16 protein-coding genes are annotated in these 19,766 nt (G+C 63.2%); 2 read left to right on the top strand and 14 right to left on the bottom strand.

Going from position 1 to position 19,766, the window contains the following annotated elements; genetic code table 11:
* Positions 1-119: 119 nt before the first annotated feature.
* From ATY75_RS14795 to ATY75_RS14820, 6 genes are all read right to left on the bottom strand, one after another.
* Entirely contained in the window at positions 120-2,300 is a 2,181-nt protein-coding gene (locus ATY75_RS14795) for a methyl-accepting chemotaxis protein (protein WP_088938136.1), read from the bottom strand.
* A 419-nt stretch (positions 2,301-2,719) separates the two neighbouring features.
* The gene (locus ATY75_RS14800; protein ID WP_088938137.1) at positions 2,720-3,145 is read right to left on the bottom strand and encodes a hypothetical protein; all 426 of its coding nucleotides are present in this window, start codon (positions 3,143-3,145) and stop codon (positions 2,720-2,722) included.
* Between the two features lie 179 nt (positions 3,146-3,324).
* The gene (locus ATY75_RS14805) at positions 3,325-4,119 is read right to left on the bottom strand and encodes an aldolase (RefSeq protein WP_088938138.1); all 795 of its coding nucleotides are present in this window, start codon (positions 4,117-4,119) and stop codon (positions 3,325-3,327) included.
* Positions 4,120-4,155: 36 nt separating this feature from the next.
* Positions 4,156-5,316, bottom strand: coding sequence for a M20 aminoacylase family protein (locus ATY75_RS14810; RefSeq protein ID WP_088938139.1), 1,161 nt, complete (start codon positions 5,314-5,316; stop codon positions 4,156-4,158).
* Positions 5,313-6,554 carry a Zn-dependent hydrolase gene (locus tag ATY75_RS14815; protein ID WP_088938140.1) on the bottom strand — a complete coding sequence of 414 codons (1,242 nt, stop codon included), beginning with the start codon at positions 6,552-6,554 and terminating at the stop codon, positions 5,313-5,315. The genes ATY75_RS14810 and ATY75_RS14815 overlap by 4 nt, the downstream gene beginning before the upstream one ends.
* Positions 6,551-7,762: a diaminopropionate ammonia-lyase gene (locus ATY75_RS14820; protein ID WP_088938141.1), complete on the bottom strand. Its 1,212-nt coding sequence runs from the start codon at positions 7,760-7,762 to the stop codon at positions 6,551-6,553. The genes ATY75_RS14815 and ATY75_RS14820 overlap by 4 nt, the downstream gene beginning before the upstream one ends.
* A gap of 105 nt (positions 7,763-7,867) precedes the next feature.
* On the opposite strand from ATY75_RS14820, the gene ATY75_RS14825 reads away from it, so the two are divergent.
* On the top strand, positions 7,868-8,350 hold the full coding sequence (locus ATY75_RS14825; protein ID WP_088938142.1) for an Lrp/AsnC family transcriptional regulator: 483 nt from the start codon (positions 7,868-7,870) through the stop codon (positions 8,348-8,350).
* A 38-nt stretch (positions 8,351-8,388) separates the two neighbouring features.
* Here ATY75_RS14825 and ATY75_RS14830 read toward each other — a convergent pair whose 3' ends face one another.
* The 5 genes from ATY75_RS14830 to thrC all read right to left on the bottom strand — a co-directional run bounded on the left by ATY75_RS14830 (position 8,389) and on the right by thrC (position 15,290).
* Positions 8,389-8,904: a hypothetical protein gene (locus tag ATY75_RS14830; protein WP_088938143.1), complete on the bottom strand. Its 516-nt coding sequence runs from the start codon at positions 8,902-8,904 to the stop codon at positions 8,389-8,391.
* A gap of 106 nt (positions 8,905-9,010) precedes the next feature.
* Positions 9,011-11,923, bottom strand: coding sequence for a sensor domain-containing phosphodiesterase (locus ATY75_RS14835; protein WP_088938144.1), 2,913 nt, complete (start codon positions 11,921-11,923; stop codon positions 9,011-9,013).
* The gene (locus ATY75_RS14840) at positions 11,920-12,534 is read right to left on the bottom strand and encodes a GNAT family protein (RefSeq protein ID WP_088938145.1); all 615 of its coding nucleotides are present in this window, start codon (positions 12,532-12,534) and stop codon (positions 11,920-11,922) included. The genes ATY75_RS14835 and ATY75_RS14840 overlap by 4 nt, the downstream gene beginning before the upstream one ends.
* A gap of 29 nt (positions 12,535-12,563) precedes the next feature.
* The gene (locus ATY75_RS14845; protein ID WP_064837175.1) at positions 12,564-13,862 is read right to left on the bottom strand and encodes a pitrilysin family protein; all 1,299 of its coding nucleotides are present in this window, start codon (positions 13,860-13,862) and stop codon (positions 12,564-12,566) included.
* 3 nt (positions 13,863-13,865) lie between these two features.
* Positions 13,866-15,290 carry a threonine synthase gene (gene thrC / locus ATY75_RS14850; RefSeq protein WP_088938146.1) on the bottom strand — a complete coding sequence of 475 codons (1,425 nt, stop codon included), beginning with the start codon at positions 15,288-15,290 and terminating at the stop codon, positions 13,866-13,868.
* 276 nt (positions 15,291-15,566) lie between these two features.
* On the opposite strand from thrC, the gene ATY75_RS14860 reads away from it, so the two are divergent.
* A complete protein-coding gene (locus tag ATY75_RS14860) occupies positions 15,567-16,211 on the top strand; it encodes a hypothetical protein (RefSeq protein ID WP_190241360.1) in 645 nt (214 codons plus the stop codon).
* A 317-nt stretch (positions 16,212-16,528) separates the two neighbouring features.
* Here ATY75_RS14860 and ATY75_RS14865 read toward each other — a convergent pair whose 3' ends face one another.
* From ATY75_RS14865 to ATY75_RS14875, 3 genes are all read right to left on the bottom strand, one after another.
* Positions 16,529-17,218 (bottom strand): HAD family hydrolase, encoded by a 690-nt coding sequence (locus ATY75_RS14865; RefSeq protein WP_064837183.1) that lies wholly within the window; start codon positions 17,216-17,218, stop codon positions 16,529-16,531.
* A gap of 156 nt (positions 17,219-17,374) precedes the next feature.
* On the bottom strand, positions 17,375-19,189 hold the full coding sequence (locus ATY75_RS14870) for a methyl-accepting chemotaxis protein (RefSeq protein WP_088938149.1): 1,815 nt from the start codon (positions 19,187-19,189) through the stop codon (positions 17,375-17,377).
* Between the two features lie 128 nt (positions 19,190-19,317).
* A complete protein-coding gene (locus ATY75_RS14875; RefSeq protein ID WP_088938150.1) occupies positions 19,318-19,761 on the bottom strand; it encodes a hypothetical protein in 444 nt (147 codons plus the stop codon).
* Between the last annotated feature and the right edge of the window lie 5 nt (positions 19,762-19,766).

Genomic DNA, 19,766 nt, shown 5'->3' on the forward strand with positions numbered 1-19,766 from the left:
CTGTGCCGGCAGAATAGCCGCGAAAGCCGGGAGGGCAATGGGGTTTATTTTCACGCGGGCGTTGCGGCGTCTGCCGTTATCCCGGAACCGCTGCGCAGTTCCGGGCGACATGCATTTGATCAACTCGCCAGCTTCATTGCTGCCGGCGACCCGCTGCCGCGCGCCATGGCGCCGCCGAGGCCGAAGCGGCCGACGACGGCGGCGAGGTTTTCCGTTTCCTGGGCAAGCCCCTGTGCGGCGGCCGTCGTCTCTTCGACCATGGCGGCGTTCTGCTGGGTGACCTTGTCCATCAGGTCGGCGGCGGCCGAGACTTCCCGCAGGCTGGTTGCCTGCGCCTGGGCGCTGGTGGCGATTTCATTGACCGTGTCGCTCATGCCGACGACGCGATCGACGATCTTGGAGAGTGCCACGCCGGTCTCCTCGACCAGGTTGACGCCGGTCTGGACCTGCGAGGAGGACATCGAGATCAGCCCGCTGATTTCCTTTGCCGCCTGGGCGGAGCGTTGCGCCAGTTCCCGGACCTCCTGGGCGACGACGGCAAAGCCCTTGCCGGCTTCACCGGCGCGCGCGGCCTCGACACCGGCATTGAGCGCAAGCAGGTTGGTCTGGAAGGCGATTTCGTCGATCACGCGGATGATATTGCCGATCTTGATGGAGGAGCCCTGGATTTCGGTCATCGCCTCGATCGCGCGGGCAACGACTTCGCCGCCCTTTTCGGCGTCGGTCCGGGCAAGCTTCATCGTCTGCTGCGCGCTGTTGGCGCCGTCGGAGGTATCGTTGACGCCGCGGGTGACATCACCCAGGGCGGCGACCGTTTCCTCCAGCGAGGCGGCCTGCTGTTCGGTGCGCCGCGCCAGATCGTTCGACGCCGTCGAAATCTCGCCGAGGCCGGAGCGGATGGTGTAGACGGCATGGACAACGTTGCGGATGGTATCTTCCAGAGCGGAAACCGACGTGTTGAAGTTGGCCCGGATCGTCTCGAACTCCGGCGCCACCTTCTCGTTCATCCGCACGGTGAGATCACCCGAAGCCAGAAGGTCGAAGCGGCTCTGCACGACTTCGACGAAATGACGCAGATCCTCCGCTTTGGCCTGCTCGAGGTCGCCCTGGCGTTTGCGGTCGGTCTCGACCTGGGCCTGAAGCGCCTCCTGCTCGTCCTTGAGCGCCTCGCCGCGGGCGAGCTGGTGGCGGAATTTCTCGAGCGCGCCCTTCAGGCTGCCGAGTTCGTCGGCGCCGCCATGATGGTCGATCGGCTCGCGATAATTCCCGCCCGCCATTTTCTGGACGGCACCCAGAATGCCCTGCAGCGGCTTGCCGATCAGCATGCGGCTCGCCGTCAGGATGACGCCGAGCATCACCGCCAGAATGACAAGGCCGCCGATGACAGTGTTGTAGATCTGCTGCCAGACCGGCGCCGAGAAGGTCGCGGCCGGCACATCGAGAACCGCAGCCCAGGTGGTGTTCATGCCGCGGGCGGTGAAGGGATAGACGAGGCGCACGGCGCCATCCGGCAAGCCCGAAATCACCCGCATCTTGCCGTCGGCGAGCGCCTGCTTGACGTCGGCAGCACCAGTATCGGCATAGTCCTTCATCAGATTGTCTTTGTCGGGATGGGCGAGCCACTTGCCGTCATTGGCAAGCAGCATGACCCGGCCGCCGTCGAAGGGGTGCATCTGCGTCAGCGCCGCGGTGAGATCGTCGAGCTTGATGTCGACGCCGGCGAGGCCGACGACAGCGCCGTTCACCCGCATCGGCACCGAAACCGAGGTGACTAGCTTTTTCATATTGGTGAGATAGGGGGAGGTGATGATCGCCTTTCCGCTCTTCAGCGGCGCGCTGTAATATTCGTCCTCAGGCTTGATGGTCCATGTCGAGAACTCCATCTTGCCGTCGTCGCCCTTGGTCCAATAGGGCGTGAAAATGCCTTCCTTGTTCAAGGCGTCGGTGCCGGTTGTGGGGTGGGGACCGTCGATCAGCTCGCACATCCAGGCGCCGAACACGCTCGGATATTGCGGCGCCAGTGTTTTGATCATCGCAACGATGTCGGCCCGGCTTTTCGATCCGCCCTCGACGAAACCGGAGAGGCTTGCGGCAAGCGCCGCACCGGCCGAGGTCGCCTCGGTGATATTGGTCGCCACCTGCTGGCTGACCATGGCCGCCTTTTCGGTCGCAAGCGCCATGACCTCGCGCTCGGTATTGTTCTTGGCACTCACCGCATTGAAGGCGGTGTAGGCGATCAGGACGCCTGCGATCGCAGTGCCGGTCGCAAGGATAAGTTTCGCTGAAACGGTTCTGATCATCTTCAAGCCCTTCACTTCGGCTGATGAATTCTCTTCGGACGTGCGAGGTTATCGAGGAAGGCCGGCAACGCTGAATGGGGGTTAGGCGAGCCATGCATGCGTGCGGTCAGGCACGCGTCTCTGTCTTCGAAACCAGGCGATTTGGAATTTTGGCGGGCTCATCCCGAAGGGGCAGACGGAGATATCACCGCACGCCCTGCGGATCGTCATCGAAGGCGGCAATTTCCCCGCATCGCGATGACGATCTTCATTTGCAGGCAACAGAAGACCAGCAGTCGGTGAATATAAGCTTAAGGGCATAAGCCAATTGCAGCAAAACCGCGCAGTGCTTTGCAGTCGGAAGGCGAAAACGAAATGAAACTCGCCCACCGATTACTCAAATCCATCAACCAAGCCGTCTAGCAAGCTTGGCAACAACACTACATCTGGTCGGTCGTGTTCATGGGGCGCTTGTAGATCTTGCGGACCAGATCGGCGGACAAGGCGCGGGCCTGGTCTTTCTCCGTGGGCGTCATTGTCCGGCAGGTGATCCTGAGATTGGAACCGTCGAGCACTGTCGCGGCACCCGAATTGGCAATCACCAGATGCCAGCTGCAGGAGGCGACCTTGTCGATGGGAACGGCGCCATGGCAGCCGGTGGACAGGCAGAAGGCGACGGTTACCTGGGCGCCGTGATCGCCTTTTTGCGCCAGCTCCATGGCCGTCCTGTAATCCTTGACCCAGCGCTCGCAGTGCGCCGGTTTTTCTCCCGACAGGCAGCTCTTGGTGGCGGGAGTGAGTTCGCCGGCCTGAAGCGGCGAGACGCAAACAACACCCAAGGAGAGGGTGAGCAGAAACTTGAGCATCGAATTTTCCTTGTGCAAGCCATGAGAGGCGCACATCGCAGGCCACAGGTCAATGGCCATCATTGGAGGGGAAGACGCGCCCGCGGCGGGTCGTCAAGCCGCCCTCGCGCGGGAATTGATTGGCGATCGAGCCCTCCGCAACGCGCGGCTGCAACCTCACACGCTGGAGAGACCGGCCGTCAGTTTTTGAATTCGGGCTGCGTCCGGTCGAGCGTGCGCTTGATCGATTCGAAATGGAGGCGTGCGGACTCCGGATCGCCTTCACGCATCTGCAGATAGGCCGCCTCGGCGATCTCCGGAGCGACAGGCAGGACCTTTCGCCCGGTCGACAGGGCAAGGGTCTGAACTTCGCAGGCTCTTTCGAGATAATAGAGGTCGTCCCAGGCTTCCGCTATGGTCGGGCCGCAGACCATGACGCCATGATGCTTCATGAAGACGATGTCGGCATCGCCTATCGCCGAGGCGATGCGATCGCCTTCGCGCTCGTCCAATGCGAGGCCGTTATAGTTCGCATCGACCGCGGTGCGCCCGTAGAATTTCAGGGCGGTCTGGCCGGCGAAGATGAGCGGCTCGCCCTCCGTCATCGAAAGCGCGGTGGCATAGGGCATGTGCGTATGAAAAGCAGCCTTTGCCCTGGGAATGTTCTTGTGAATGCGGGCGTGAATGTAAAAGGCGGTCGCTTCCGGCTTTCCCTCTCCGGCAACGACGTGACCATGAAAATCGCAGACGAGCAGCATGGATGCGGTCAGCTCGCTGAACGCGTAGCCGTAAGGATTGACGAGGAACAGGTCGTCATAGCCCGGCACGACGGCGGAGAAGTGATTGCAGATGCCTTCCTCCATTCCGTAGTGCGCCGCCATGCGGAAACAGGCGGCGAGATCGACGCGCGCACGCCAGATTTCTTCGGTTTCCAGCCTTGGCTGATTGGCGCCGGCCGAACTCGAAACGGAGGAGGTGTTCAGTGAATGGGCCATGATATTGCTCCCTGCTGGGGTGAAGGACGGCGGATGTCAGCTTGCGTTCAGGCGCCGGCGGACAATGCCCGCGTGGAAGTTGGCGCCGTGGATCAGCCCGTCGTCGTTGAAATCGTAATTCGGATTGTGGAGCGGCGCGGAGTCTTCGCCATTGCCCAGGAAGACGAAGCAGCCGGGGACATGGTCGAGGAACCGCGCGAAGTCTTCCGATCCGGTCATCGGCTCGCGCCGGAGCTTGACGTTCTCGGGCGGGAAGACGCTGCCGGCGGCGGCGAAGGCTTCCTCGACCAGGGCGGCATCGTTGAGCAGGGGGGCGAATTCCCGGGTATAATTCACCTCGGCCGCGACATTGTGGGCGAGCGCCGTCCCCTCGGCGATCAGGCGCATCTGCGTCTCGATCGCCGCGCTGACCTCGGGACGGAAGCTGCGGGCATCGCCCAGGATACGCGCCAGCCCGGGCAGGGCGTTGCGGGTGCCGTCTGTCAGAAGTTCGGTCACCGAGACGACGCCGATATCGGTCGGGTCGAGCCGCCGGGAAACGATGGTCTGCAGGTTCGTCACCAATGCGCAGGCGGCGACCAGGACTTCGTTGCCGGAATGCGGACGCGCGGCGTGTCCGCCGACGCCCTTCAGCACGATCTCGAAATTATCCTCCGCCGACATGATCGCGCCGGGGCGGGTCTGGAAAACGCCGACCGGAAGACCCGGCATGTTGTGCAGGCCGTAGATTTCGTCGAAGGGAAAACGCGTCATCAGGCCATCGCCGAGCATCGCCAGGGCGCCTTTGCCCCACTCCTCGGCCGGCTGAAAAATGAACCGGACGGTGCCGTCGAAATCGCCGTCCTCCGCCAGCATCCTGGCGGCGCCAAGCAGCATCGCCGTATGCCCGTCATGGCCGCAGGCATGCATCAGGCCTTCGGTCTGCGAGCGATAGGGCCGATCGCCCTGTTCGGTAATCCTCAGCGCATCCATGTCGGCGCGCAGCGCGATGGAGCGGTTGCCGCCGCCGCGCCGGAGCGTTCCGACGACCCCGGTGCCGCCGACACCTTCGACAACCTCGTCGAGGCCGAACTCCCGCAATTTCCGGGCGACGAAAGCCGCCGTCCGCTTCTCCTCGAAGCCGAATTCGGGATGGCTGTGAAGCGCCCGCCTCCAGGCGGTCATGTCCTGTTCCAGCGTCCGGCTGTCCGTGCTCATTCGGGCCGTTCCCCTGTTGCAAGTCCGCAAACGACGTCGAGGAGGATATTCGCTCCGGCGACGAGGTCTACGTCTGTCGTGAACTCCTTCGGATTGTGACTGATGCCGCCGCGGCTGGGAACGAAGATCATCGCGCTTGGCGCGATGCGGGCGACCATCTGCGCGTCATGGCCGGCGCCCGATGTCATGCGCCTGCATGCCAGGCCGCGATCCCCGGCGGCCGCCTCGATCAGCCGAACGATCGCCGGATCGAACTTGACCGGCTCGAACCGCGCCAGCCGCTCGACTGAAATGCCGACCCTTTCCTCGGCCGAAAGCAGCTCGAGGAAGGCAGCGAGCGCGGCTTCCTCTTCCTTCAGGCGGTCCTCGTCAGGATCACGCAGATCGATGGTAAACGTCGCGCGCGAAGGAATGACATTGATGGCGTTCGGCTCAAAGGCGATGCAGCCGACGGTCGCGACAGTCGGGGTGTTCGAGGCTTTCGCCCGGTCCCGCAGAAAGGCGATGACGCGCGCCGCCGCATAGCCGGCGTCCCGGCGCATCGAGATCGGCGTCGTGCCGGCATGGTTGGCATCGCCGTCGATGGTCACCCTCTGCCAGGAAATGCCCTGCAGGTTCTCGACCGCGCCGACCGACACGCCCTCCCTTTCAAGAACAGGACCCTGCTCGATATGCAGTTCGACATAGGCGTGCGGCCTTAGGAAGCCGGGCGCATCGGTGCCGGCATAGCCGATCCGCGCCAGTTCATCGCCGAGCACAGTGCCGTCGGTGCCCACCGTCTTCAGCGCAGCGGCGACATCGAGGCCTCCGGAATAAACAAGTGAACCCATCATGTCGGGCGCATAGCGCACCCCTTCCTCATTGGTGAAGGCGGCAACGACAATCGGGCGCGACGGTTCGAACCCTTCGTCTTTTAGCGTCTGGATCACTTCGAGGCCGGCCAGCACGCCGTAACATCCGTCATAGATGCCGGCATTGATCACCGTGTCGATGTGGGAGCCGATCATGAGCGGCTTTTCCTCCCCCGCGCCATTCCAGATGCCGAAGATGTTGCCGATACGGTCGACGGCGACCTCCAGCCCGACTTCCTCTAGCCAGGCGACAAACTGATCGCGCCCCAGCTTTTCGCTATCGGAAGCCGCCAGTCGGACAAGCCGTCCCTCCGCATCGCGGCCGATCTCGCCAAGCGTGGAGATGCGCCCGAGCAGACGCGCCGGATCGATCGAACGGCGGCTCATGCTGAAACTCCGGTCTTGTATTTCGCGGCGACCGCGGCCGGTGATCGCCCGACGATCTCTTGATATTTGCCGGGGTCGGTCGCGCCTTCTGTGTTCACCAGCAAGATGCGCGAATGGCCGTCGAGAGACAGGGCTTGCTTGATCGCGGGATCGCCGGCAGCGCGGATCAGCCCGGCAAGCCCGACGCCGCCGCTTTCGCCGGCGACAATCGCCGGGTCGCTTCCAGCCGGATCGGCAAGCCGCTTCATCACTGCGATCGCCTCGTCTTCGTCAACGGTCATGAACGCGTCGGCGACGCGGGAGAGGATACGCCAGGCAACGAGGGACGGTTCGTAACATTCGAGCATCGCCATGACGGTCGGCGCGCCATGGGCAACGGTCACCGGATGCCCGGCCCGCGCCGTTTCGAACAGGCAGGCGGCGCGGGCGGGATCGACGACTGTGAAGGTCGGGCGTTCCTCGCCGAAGGCGATGGCCATGTGGCCCGCGACGGTGGCGGCGATCCCGCCGACGCCTGCCTGGACGAAGACATGGGTGGGCGGCTGCGGCATTGCCCGCAGCGCTTCCCGCACAAGCGCGGTGTAGCCCTGCATCACCAGCCCGGGAATGCGCTCATAACCCGCCCATGAGGTGTCCGACACGATCGTCCAGCCTCTTTCCTCGGCGATGCGCGCCGCCTCCCGAACGGAATCGTCATAGGTGCCGTCCACGCGGATGATCTCGGCGCCGAAGCGGGCGATGGCGGCGACGCGTTCGTCGCTGACGCCGGCATGCACGAAAATCGCCGCCCGGGCTCCCACAAGCTGCGCGCCCTGCGCCACCGACCGGCCGTGATTGCCGTCGGTGGCGCAGGCGACGGTCATCGTCCCGGCCACCGCCCGGACAGGAGAAGAATGCAATTCCGAGACATCGACGGCGCGCCCGAGCCTGTGTGCCGCCTCATCGAGGACCAGCCGGATCACCGCATAGGCGCCGCCAAGCGCCTTGAAGCTGCCAAGGCCGAGCCGGTGGGCTTCGTCCTTGATGTGAATTGCGGCGACACCGATCCCGGCCGCCAGCGCCGGCAGCGCAACGAGCGGCGTTTCCGCATGGTTTTCCCGGAACGCCAGATGACGCTCGACGGCATCCGCGGCTTCCATCCCGAGAGTTTCGGCGTCCCGCGGGTCGAGCGGCTGACGGTAGTCGGAAGTGCTGTTCAGCAGAAACATGCGCGCCTCGCTTCGGTTGCTCGGCTAAAACATATTGCAAGGGCTACGAAAAAGGCGCTGTATTTCGGGGTTTGTTTTGCAATTTTGTTTCGTTGGAGCCCTGTTTTGAGCCGGCCGTTAAAATCTCCTCTAGATGCGTTCGACCACAAGATCCTGGCGATCCTGCAGAGGGACAATATGACGCCGCAGCGCACGATCGGCGAAGCCGTCGGCCTGTCCGCGCCTGCCGTCCAGCGCCGGATCAAGCGGATGACGGAGGATGGGGTCATCCGGGCAAATGTCGCCGTTCTCGACCCCGCTGCACTTGGTCAATCGATCACCATCTTCGTGGAGGTGGAGGTTATCAGCGAAACGGCAAAACAGATCGAAGAGGCAAAGAGCCAGTTCGCCGCCGCGCCCGAAATCCAGCAGTGCTACTACGTCACCGGCGAGGCCGATTTCATCCTGGTCATCGTCGTCCCTGCAATGGCCGACTACGAGGCACTGACACGGCGGCTGTTCTTCGGCAACAACAACGTAAAACGCTTCCGAACATTCGTCGCGATGGATCGGGTGAAGGTCGGTCTCAGTGTTCCCGTCGAGCGCTGAGAGCGGCGGCTCAGGCCGCCTGGTAAGCGCAAATCATTTCAGAAATTACACTGAACGGCCGAACATTTCACAATCACCTCTTGCCATTCGTAGTACCACAACAGACCTTGCGTGATCACGGTCGAGACCGCGACAACCAATATCATCTGTCGGAGCGTGAGGGATTTCCAAAACATAAACCGAGCTAGAAGTAGGCAGCTCGTCATTCCTGCCTGAAACATCAAAACTGGCACGAATGAACCAAATTCTGCTTCAGCTCGGTTTTTCGACGAACAGCACAAGAAGTATTTGTGGTCTTCCGAAAGCCCAAGAATGACCTCGGTCACCGCTATATACCCACTCCGAACCACCGATATCGGAGCAAGGAGAAACCCCACGACAGAGACGACGAGGAATGCCCCGAATAGAAACAGGAACGACTTCAGGTCCATCATAAAAGCGAGTGTTTTCAGAACGAGGAAAACTGGCGACGCCAGAACACAAAGCAACGTAGCCGATGCCCAAGCCCACTTTTGTTTCTGAGTTGGAAGATCGACTTCGGCCTGCACATTCATGCGTGGCCCCTCAAATGTGAGAAAGCAAAACGACCATGTGGTTGGTATAGCGGCCAAAGGTGGCCTTTGCCGCCGAGACCCGCAACGCTGAAACCGGCCGCCCCGCTCACGCCCGCTTGGTCAGCGGAAACCGCTCCCGCAGCAGCCGCAGCACCGATTCCGAGGCGATCGGCGGGCCGAACAGATAGCTTTGCCCGTAGTTGCAGCCCATCTTGGCGAGTTCGATCGCATCCTCGTTGGATTCGATCCCTTCGGCCACCACCTTCATTTCAAGTTCGCGCGCCATTGCGATGACCGAGCGGAGCACGGTCGCCTTCTTGTCGCTGCCGTCGCGCACCAGCGCCTTGTCGAGCTTGATCATGTCGAAGGGGAAGCGGGTGAGATAGGCGAGCGAGGAATAGCCGGTGCCGAAATCGTCGAGCGCCAGGCCGATGCCGGCTTCCTTCAGCTTCTGCAGCACGAGCCGGGCCTGTTCCGGATTTTCCATGACCATGGATTCGGTCAGTTCGAGCTTGAGGCGGGCGGGTTGGCAATGGGTCTTGGCGAGAACCGAGCGCACGTCATCATAGAGTTCGTTGTTCAGCAACTGCACGCTCGACAGGTTGATCGACACGAAGATCGGCAATTCGCCGGTCTGGTTCTGCCAGCCCATCAGATCGTTGGTCGCCTGTTCCAGCGCGAACATGCCGAGCGGACCGATGAGATCGGAGGCCTCGGCGATCGGGATGAATTCGGACGGCGGAATATTGCCGCGTTTGGGATGTTCCCAACGCATCAGCGCCTCGAAACCGGCGACCTCGACATCTTCGAGCCTTGCGATCGGCTGATAGACCATCGACAATTCCTTGCGCTCGATGGCGCGGCGCAGGTCTGTTTCGAGCTGCAGCCGGTCGGTGCCGAAGTCGCGGAAGGCCGGCTGGAACGGCTCGACGCGGTTGCCGCCGGCCCGTTTTGCCCGGTACATGGCAAGCTCGGCATCGCTGAGCAGGCCGCTGGCGCTCTCCTGCCGATCGACCCAGGAGGTCAGGCCGATCGATGCGGTCAGGATGATTTCGCGATTGGCGAAGTTGATGGGCACCATGATCGCCTTGCTGATCGCATCGGCGAAATCGGCGACCTTGGCGGGATTGTGCTCGGACACCAGGATGAGGCCGAACTGGTCGCCGGCAAGCCGCGCCAGCGTGTCCTGCGGCTTCAACAGCCGGCGCAGGCGCCGCGTCAGCGCGATCAGGATATTGTCGCCGGCCGCGACCCCGAGCGCATCGTTGACCAGCTTGTAGCGGTCGATGTCGATCACCATCACCGTCGGCTTCAGCGTATCGCCGCCAGGCGCCAGCGCCAGCACCGCCTGCAGCCGGTCGAGGAACACCTGCCGGTTCGGCAGGCCGGTCAGATTGTCGTGCAGCGCATCGTGCAGCAGCCGCTCGACGGAGTTCTTCTGCTCGGTGACGTCGACGATCGTGCCGACGCAACGGATGATCTCGCCGTTCGAGCCGAGCACCGGCCGGGCGCGGATCAGCAGCCAGTGAAAATGCCCATCCTCGGCGCGGATGCGGAATTCGTGGTTCAGCCGCCCGCGCCGGTGTTCGAGCAGCACGTCGAGCGTGGCGCGGAAGCGGTCGCGATCGTCAGGATGCAGCCGCGGCAGCCAGTTGCGCGCCGCCCCATGCATGGTGCCGGGGGACAGGCCGAGCTTGGTCGAAACGTCGGGAATGGTGACGACGCGGTCGCGCGCCACGTCCCAATCCCACACCATGTCGCCGGATCCGGTCAGCGCCAGCGATTGCCGCTCGAGATCGGAAAACAGCCCCTGCTGGAAGGCGCCGCCGGCAAAGGCGTGCTGCATGACGGTGAAGCCGATCAGAAGCACGATGAGCACCAGGCCGCCGCCGAGGGCCGGCTGGATGATGTCGTTGTCGAGCCGCCCGGTGACCGTCAGCCATGCGCCGAACAGCCAGACGAGCGTCAGCGCCCAGGCCGGCACCAAGAGGATGGCGCGGTCGTAGCGGTTGAAGCCGAGATAGACGATCAGTAAGAGCCCGGTCGCCGCCGTCAGCGCGAAGGAAAGCCGGGCGATGCCGGCGGCAATCGACGGATCGTAGATCGCCACGCCGAAGAGCAGGGCAAGGCCGAGCACCCAGGCGAGCGTCGCGTAGCCCAGATGGGCATGCCAACGGTTGAGGTTCAAATAGGTGAACAGGAAGATGACGAAACTGGAGGCGAGCGCCACTTCCGCGCAGGCGCGCCATATTCGCTGGTCGGCCGAGGCCACGCTGATCAGCTTGCCGAGAAAGCCGAAGTCGACGCAGATATAGCCGAGCACCGCCCAGGCCAGCGCCGCCGTCGCCGGCAGCATCGAGGTGCCCTTGACGACGAAGAGGATGGTCAGGAACACCGCCAGCAGGCCGGCAATGCCGAGCACGATGCCGCGATAGAGCGTGAAGGCGTTGATCGTGTCCTTGTAGGCGTTCGGTTCCCAGAGGTAAATCTGCGGCAGCTCCGGCGTCGACAGCTCGGCGACGAAGGTGATGACGGCGCCGGGGTTCAGCGTGATGCGGAAGACATCGGCCTCGTCGCTCGGCTGCCGGTCGAGCGCGAACCCTTCGCTCGGCGTAATCGCGCTGATGCGCTGCGAGCCGAGATCCGGCCAGAACAGCTTGGAATTGACCAGACGGAAATGCGGCGCGACGATGACCCGCTCCAGCTGTTCCTCCGAGACATTGGCGAGCGCGAACACCGCCCAGTCGCCCTGGTGATTTTCAGAGCTTGCCCTGACCTCGATGCGGCGACGGATACCGTCGGCGCCGGCAGCCGTCGAGACCTGGAAGGCCTCGCCCTGGTTGACGTAGATTTCGGTCGTCGCGGTCAGGTCGAGCGCGGTGTCGTCACGGGAAATCTTCACCGGTTCGGCCGCCTGGGCAGCGCCCGCCGAAAGGGCGAACACCGCCAGCAAAAAGGCTGCGATCACCGCGATCAAACGTCCGGACGGTGACTTGGGCAGCATGCGGTCTCTGGTCATCGGCTGTCGGTTTTCCTGCCTTTATCCGTATCGGTGGCGAGACGTGAAAACATCACATGGTCATGCCACTGACCGTTGATCTTCAAATATCCGCGCAGATAGCCTTCCTGCTGAAACCCGGCCTTTTCAAGCAGGCGGATGCTGCGCGCGTTATCTGGAATACAGGCTGCTTCGATACGGTGCAACTCAAGCCCGGTGAAGATGTAAGGAATAACCAATTGCAGAGCGGCAAACATATGCCCTTGGCCGGCATGGCGTTCGCCCATCCAATAGCCGATCATGCAGCTTTGTGCCGCACCCCGCCTGATATAGCCGATGGTGATGCCGCCGACGAGCGTGTGGTTTTCCTTGAGGAAGATGAACAGCGGGATTGCCTGGCCCGAGGCATATTCCTGCTTGCCGCGGATGACGCGGGCGCGATAGGCGCCCTCCGTCAGCTCGTCGCGCCGCCAGGTCGGCTCCCAGGGTTCGAGGAACTTGCGGCTTTCGGCGCGCAGCCGGTGCCACTGGTTGAAATCCTGGTAGCGCGGCAGGCGCAAGAGATATCGGTCGTTTTCCAGCTCGACCGCATCCGGCTGCCGCGACAGGAACCGAAACACCGATTTTGGCATCGATCACTCCCGGCAGGACGAACGCCGGCTCAGCGGCCGGCCTGCATCGTCTTCGGTGCCGGGACCGAAAGCGAAGCGGTGATGTCTTCCATCGGCGCAAGCTGCTCCAGCGGCCCGATCGCCGAAAGCGTCGGCACCGTGTCGTAGAACAGCCGGCCGGCGAGATCCGTCAGCCGCTCGATGGTGATGCCCTCGAGCCGCTCCATCATCTCCGGATTGGAGATCGGCCGGCCGTAAAGCATCATCTGCCTGGCGATCTGGCCGGCGCGCGAGGCCGGGCTTTCCTGGCCCATCAGCAGCTGGGCGCGGATCTGGGCGCGGGCGCGCTCGATTTCCTTCTGGTGGATCTCGTTGGCGGATTTGTGCAGCTCGTCGATGATGACGGGCACCAGCTCCGGCAGGTTCTCGCCGCCGGTCGCGGCATGAATGCCGAAGATGCCGGTGTCGGAAAAGCCCCAATGGAAAGCATAGACCGAATAACAGAGGCCGCGGAACTCGCGCACTTCCTGGAACAGCCTGGAGGACATGCCGCCGCCGAGGATGTTGGCGAGGATCTGCGAGCAGTAGAAATCGCGGGCATGGTAGGGCTTGCCCTCGAAGCCGAGCAGGATCTGCGCATCCATCAGGTCGCGCGGCTCGCGCACGCTGCCGCCGATATAACGCGCCGCTTCCATCACCGGCGGCGCCGAAGGCTCGCTCGGCAGGCTGGCGAAACGGTCCTCGACCATGCGCACGAACTCGTCATGCTCGACGGCGCCGGTAGCGACCACGAACATGCGGTCGGTCGTGTAGTTGCGGCCGAGATAGGCGCGGATCTGCTGCGGCGTGAAGGAGACGACGGTCTCCGGCGTGCCGAGGATCGCCCGGCCGAGCGTCTGGTCGCGATAGGCGACCTCGGAGAACCGGTCGAACACCACGTCGTCGGGCGTGTCGTTGGCGGCGTTGATCTCCTGCAGGATCACCTGCTTCTCGCGCTCCAGCTCTTCTTCCTCGAAGGCCGATTCCGTCAGGATGTCGGCGAGGATATCGACGGCGAGCGGTACGTGGTCTTTCAGCACGCGGGCGTAGTAGGAGGTGGTCTCGGTCGACGTGGCGGCATTGACCTCGCCGCCGACATCTTCGATTTCCTCGGCGATCTGGCGGGCCGAGCGGCGTCCCGTTCCCTTGAAGGCCATGTGTTCGAGCAGGTGGGCGATGCCGTGCTCGTCTGCCGTCTCGTTACGCGATCCCGATTTGATCCAGACTCCGAGCGCAACGCTTTCAAGGTGCGGCATGGTTTCTGTCACTACTGTCAGCCCGGATTTCAGCCGGGTGCACTCAACTGTCATTGGCTATCTTTCTGCGCCTGCCGTCGTCTTGCCGCGGGCGTGTTTGCCGATAAAGGTCTCTACGGCTTTCAGCTCCGGTTCGATGATCTGGAAGCGCTCCTCCCTGTGCATCAGATCAGCAAGCCACGTCGGAAGCGCCGGGTCAATACCGCAGGCCGATTTTACGGCGGCCGGGAATTTCGCCGGATGCGCGGTCGAAAGCGTCACCATCGGCGTATTCGGCTTTTCCTTCTTCCTGGCGACGAAGACGCCGATCGCCGAATGCGGATCGAGCAGATAGCCGGTCTCGGCATGGGTCGTGCGGATCGTCTCGGCCACCTGCTTTTCGCTGGCGCGGCCGGCGCGGAAGTCGCGGCGGATCGCCTTCAGCGCTTGCTCGCCGATCTCGAAGCCGTTGGATTGCTTGAGGCTTTCCATCGCCGCGCGCACCTTCGAGGCGTCGCGTCCATAGGCTTCGAACAGCAGCCGCTCGAAATTCGAGGAGATCTGGATGTCCATCGACGGCGAGCTCGTCGCCTTGACCGCCTTCATGTCGTAGCGGCCGGTCTTCAGCGTCCGCTCCAGGATGTCGTTCTCATTGGTGGCGATGACCAGCCGGTCGATCGGCAGGCCCATGCGCTTGGCGCCGTAGCCGGCGAAGATATCGCCGAAATTGCCGGTCGGCACCGTGAACGAGATCTTACGGTCCGGCCCGCCGAGCGCCACCGCGGTAGTGAAATAATAGACGATCTGGGCCATGATGCGCGCCCAGTTGATCGAGTTGACGCCGGAGAGGCCGACCTTGTCGCGGAACGCCGCGTCGTTGAACATCGCTTTGACGAGGTTCTGGCAATCGTCGAAATTGCCCTCGACGGCCAGCGCATGCACGTTGCCGGCTTTGGAGGTCGTCATCTGCCGCTGCTGCACCGGCGAGACTTTGCCGTGCGGGAAGAGAATGAAGATATCGGTGCGCTCGCGCCCCGCAAAGGCGTCGATCGCCGCCCCGCCGGTATCGCCCGAAGTGGCGCCGACGATCGTCGCCCGCTTGCCGCGCTTCTCCAGCGCATAATCCATCAGCCGGGCGAGCAACTGCATCGCCACGTCCTTGAAGGCGAGCGTCGTGCCGTGGAACAGCTCCATGACGAAGCTGTTCGGCCCGGTCTGCACAAGCGGCGCGATCGCCGGATGGCGGAAGGTGCCGTAGGCCTCGTCGATCATCGCCCGGAAGGTCGCTTCGGGAATCTCGCCATTGGTGAAGGGCGACAGGATGGTGAAGGCGATCTCCTGGTAGCTCTTGCCGCGCAGCGCCCGGATTTCTTTCTTCGAAAACTGCGGCCACTCCCGCGGAACGTAGAGCCCGCCGTCGCGCGCCAGCCCGGTCAGCAGGGCGTCGCAAAAGCCGAGGGCAGGGGCCTCGCCGCGGGTCGAGATATAGTCCACGTTCATCATCCTTGATCTATCGCTGGAGGAAATCCGGTCGGGCTGAGCCGTGGCCCGCACTGCCGGAAACCGGCCCCGGAATCGAGAAGGGGCTGCGCTTGCGGCCATACCATCGCCGTTATCTTGTTGAAGTTGCCCGCATCCGGCGGCGAAAAGTGCATCAAAACGGCGCGTACCCAATCGATTTTTGTTTGCGCCGCTGATATAGACCATCGCAAACCGTCATGAAAGGCCCCGCGCAAAAGACATGGGGCCTCCAAGAAACGCTTGTGCAAAGGGTGGAACATAGTGCTCGGCAAGGTCTCGCGTCTCATCGTCTCCGCTTCTCTTCTTGCCCTGCTCGCCAGTTGCGATACGCTCGGCATCGGCGGCGACAGCAAGTCGGCGGCGCCGGCGCAGCCGAACGGCACCGCCCAGATCATGCCGCTGGCACCCGCCAACCCGTCCTCGAGCAATCCTTCGATCGGCACCGCCAAGACGGCACAGGGCACCGTCGCCCCCGTCGTCCAGGGCGCCTGCCCGCAGATCTTCATGCGCGACCAGGATGCGATCTTCCGCACCTATGCCAAGGGCAAAAAGGACGATCCGCAGCAGATCGTCTTCCAGGCCTCCTTCGGCGATTACACCCGCCAGTGCTCGCTGAGCGACACCAACCTGACGATGACCGTCGTCGCCCAGCTGCGCCTGATCACCGGCCCGGCCGGCGCCCCCGGCCCGGTGACCCTGCCGATCCGCGTCACCATCCTCGACGGCGAGACCGTGCTCTATTCCGAGGTCACCAAATTCCCGACCGAGATCCCGGCCGGCGCCCCGGGCACCCAGGTGATCTTCCGTAAGGACGGCATCAAGATGCCGGTCGGCTCCGGCGCCCTGGTCCGCGTCAATGTCGGCTTCGACACCCAGCCGGCCAAGACCAAGAAGAACAGCTGAGGAAAGAAGTGCCCGCCCGCATGGGTCCTCGGGTCCGAGGACGACGGAGGGTGGAGGAATGCATGTGGCAAGGACCGCAGGCGCAGCGGTTTAGCGGAATTGGTGACCGTTATTTTGCCCGATCCGCACGCAAAACCGCCCGCGCATTCTGCTGGAATTCCTCCAGGCATTTCGCCTCTTGCCGGTCGATCTCCCCACTCTCCGTCATACTCGGGCTTGACCCGAGTATCCACGCCGCAAGCACTCCGCTGAATTTGTTCGGCGGCCGTCAACAGCTCGCCTGCATCGCCCCGCGAGGCGGGCTCAGCGCCTAAGCCCTAAAGCACGCCTTCCCAGGCGGCCAGCGCGGCGACGACGCCGGGCAGGTCGTTCATGCGGGAGATCGCCGTTTCGGCGCCGGCATCCGTCAATTTGTCGGCATGGGCGGGATAGCTGTGCGAGGCGCCGGTGAAGCCGATGACGCGCATGCCGGCGGCGCGCGCCGCATGCACGCCGTGCACCGAATCCTCGACCACCACCACCTTGTCGGGCGACACTCCCATCTGGCTTGCGCCGTGCAGGAAGATGTCGGGCTTCGGCTTGGCCCGGTCGGGACCGAGATCCTTGGCGGAAAAGATATTCGGGGCAAACAGCGGCTTCAGCCCCACCTTGGAGAGCATCATGTCGAGCCGTTTCGTGCTCGAATTCGAGCAGATGCAGCGCTTCATCGAGAGCCTTGAGACGGCGAATTCGACGCCTGGAATAGCCTTGACGTCATTCGCCAGCCTGGTGTCGAGCAGCTGCTCGGACTTTTCGAGCAGCGAGGCTGAAAACGGGATGCTCGCTTCGCGCTCGATCTGCAGCAGGATGTTGCGCCATGTCATGCCGGCGAAACGTTCGCCCATTTCCTCGACGCTGATCGGATATCCGGCCTCCGTCAGAAGCGCGGATTCGACTTCCGCGGCGATGATTTCGGAATCGACGAGAACGCCGTCGCAATCGAAGATGATGAGATCGAAGCCGTTCATATGTTCACGCCTTGCTGCAAGTCTGGGCTGGAAATCTGGGTCTTGTCCGGGGATGCAGCGGCTTTACACGATGCCCGCCCAAAGCTCAACCTGATCTCAAGCATGGCTGCGATGCGGCAAGCGAGCGGCTCCGTGGTCGCTGCCGGATCGCTGCCGTCAAGCCGCCCGTCGTGCGAATTGCGCCGACGCCGTCGCGCGCAGCTTGAAGCGGGAAACGAGTTCGCGCAGCTTGGCGGCTTCCTCAGCCAGATGGCCGGATGCGGCGGTCGACTGCTCGACCATGGCCGCGTTCTGCTGGGTCACCTGGTCCATGGAATTGACGGCGGTATTGACTTCGGCAAGGCCGGTCGACTGCTCCCTTGCCGATACGGCGATGGCATCCATGTGCTGGTTGATGCGGGCGATCTGTTCGCTGATGGCGCTCAGCACCTGGCTGGTGTCGAGAACCAGCTTGACGCCGCTTTCCACTTCCACCGAGGATTTCTGGATGTGGCCTTTGATTTCCTTTGCCGCCTGAGCCGAGCGCTGGGCGAGCTCGCGCACTTCCTGGGCGACCACCGCAAAGCCCTTGCCTGCTTCTCCGGCGCGCGCCGCTTCGACGCCGGCGTTCAGCGCCAGCAGATTGGTCTGGAAGGCGATTTCGTCGATCACGCCGATGATGCTGGAAATCTGCTGCGACGAGGCCTCGATGCGGCGCATGGCTTCTTCGGCATGCGAGACCACCTCCGCGGATTTGGCGGCATTGCGGTTGGCGTCCGTCGCCTCGGTGCGCGCCTCGTCGGTGCGCTTGCTGGAATTCGAGACATTGGCGGTGATCTGATCGAGCGCCGCGGCGGTTTCTTCGAGAGCGGCGGCCTGCTGTTCGGTGCGTTTCGACAGATCGCCGGCCCCGGATGCAATTTCCCTCGTGCCTTCGTCGATTGCGGCAATGGCCGTCGCGATGGCGCCGAGCGTCTGGTCGAGCTGGCGGATCGACATGTTGAAATCATGCCGGAGGCTCTCGAAATCAGCCGCGAAAGGCTCCTCGATCTGGAAGGCGAGATCGCCCGAGGCAAGCCGCTTCAGGCCTGCGGCAAGGCCGGATGTCGCCGCCCGCAGCCGTGCGGCGGCATCCTCGTCGGCCTGTTTGCGGGCGGTGACCCGCTCGCTTTCGCCCTGCAAGCGGGCAGTCTCGGCGTCCTGCTCGAGTTGCTTGTTGGCGATTGCCGCCTGCCGGAAGACCTCGACAGCCGATGCCATCGTGCCGATTTCATCGGTGCGGCCGATGCCAGCGCAGGCAATCGCCGTGTCGCCGCCGGCGAGCCTTTGCATATCGTTGGAAAGCGACAGGATCGGCTTGGTGACGCTCATTCGCGTCAGGAAATAGAGGCCGAAGGCGAACAGCGCGGCCGCGGCCAGAAGGGCTTTGAGAGTGATATCGACCGAGGCTTTGATGTCGGCGTTATGCTTGGAAATATCGTCCGATACGGCGGTGATCTGATCCCCGGCCTGTTCCATGGCGGTTTCCAATGTCGAGAACTGCTGCATGAATTCCGGCAGCGCCTTCAACGCCGCCGCCGGATCCTTGCCCGCAAGATCGACCATCTTCGTGGCGCTTTCGACATAAACGAGCAGCGGACGCTCAATGTCGGCAAGGACCGCTTTCGTTTTTGCGTCGGAGACGAGGGCCTTGTTGGCGTCGATCATCTCTCGGAACGATGTCTCGTGCTCCGCCAGATCCGCCTTCACCGCGGCGGCGTCTATGCCTGCTGCCGGGTTCGATGCCAGCAAGGATGCGAGCACGTCGGCGCGCAGCGCATCATGCATCATATCGGCCTGCATGTGGTTGCGCAGAATTTGCGCCGACTGGGCGACATCGGCGCTGTTTGCCGAAAGGGTGGAGGCAGACCAGATGCCGACGCCGGTCGCGCCGCCCGCCAACCCGAAAATTGCGATACTTGCAATGATAATCTTATGCTGGATCGACGGCATGTCGGCTTCTCACGTTGAATTTGAGGCGTGATAGTATCGAAACATGCCTAATGATTTCGTAGCGACCTCTCGCAAGGCGGCCGGCGAAGAAAAGGGCTCGCCGGTATTCGCCGGCGAGCCCATCTAACCTACTGCTCCGGCAGAATGATCTTCTGATTGGTGGTATTCTTGACCGGCTTTTCGCCGGGGACATGCGACATGATCCGGGTCGTGCTTTCCAGCGCGCTGCCATCGGTGCTGGTCTTGGTGCGGGACTTGCTGAACGTGCCTTTGTCGACGGCCTGGGCCTTGGTTTGCGCCTTGAGCTTGTCGCCATTGTCGTTGACATGGGTTTTGCTTTGAGCCTTGCCGTCAATGGTCGCGGCACTTCCCCCCGATCCGATCGAGGAGGTGGTGCCGCCATCGGTCCGGCAGGTGCCTGCGGTTCCGACTGAGCTTGCCGAGGTGCCGCCGGCCGAAGCGCTTCCGCCCGACCCCACCGTCCCGGCCGCAATGCAATCCTCTGCAAGAACCGCCGAACTCGACGCCAGCAGCGCGATCGAGGCGGCTGCGATAAGGTTGAGATGTTTCATTGTCC

Source organism: Rhizobium sp. N122 (genome assembly GCF_002211295.1).
Lineage (GTDB): Bacteria > Pseudomonadota > Alphaproteobacteria > Rhizobiales > Rhizobiaceae > Rhizobium.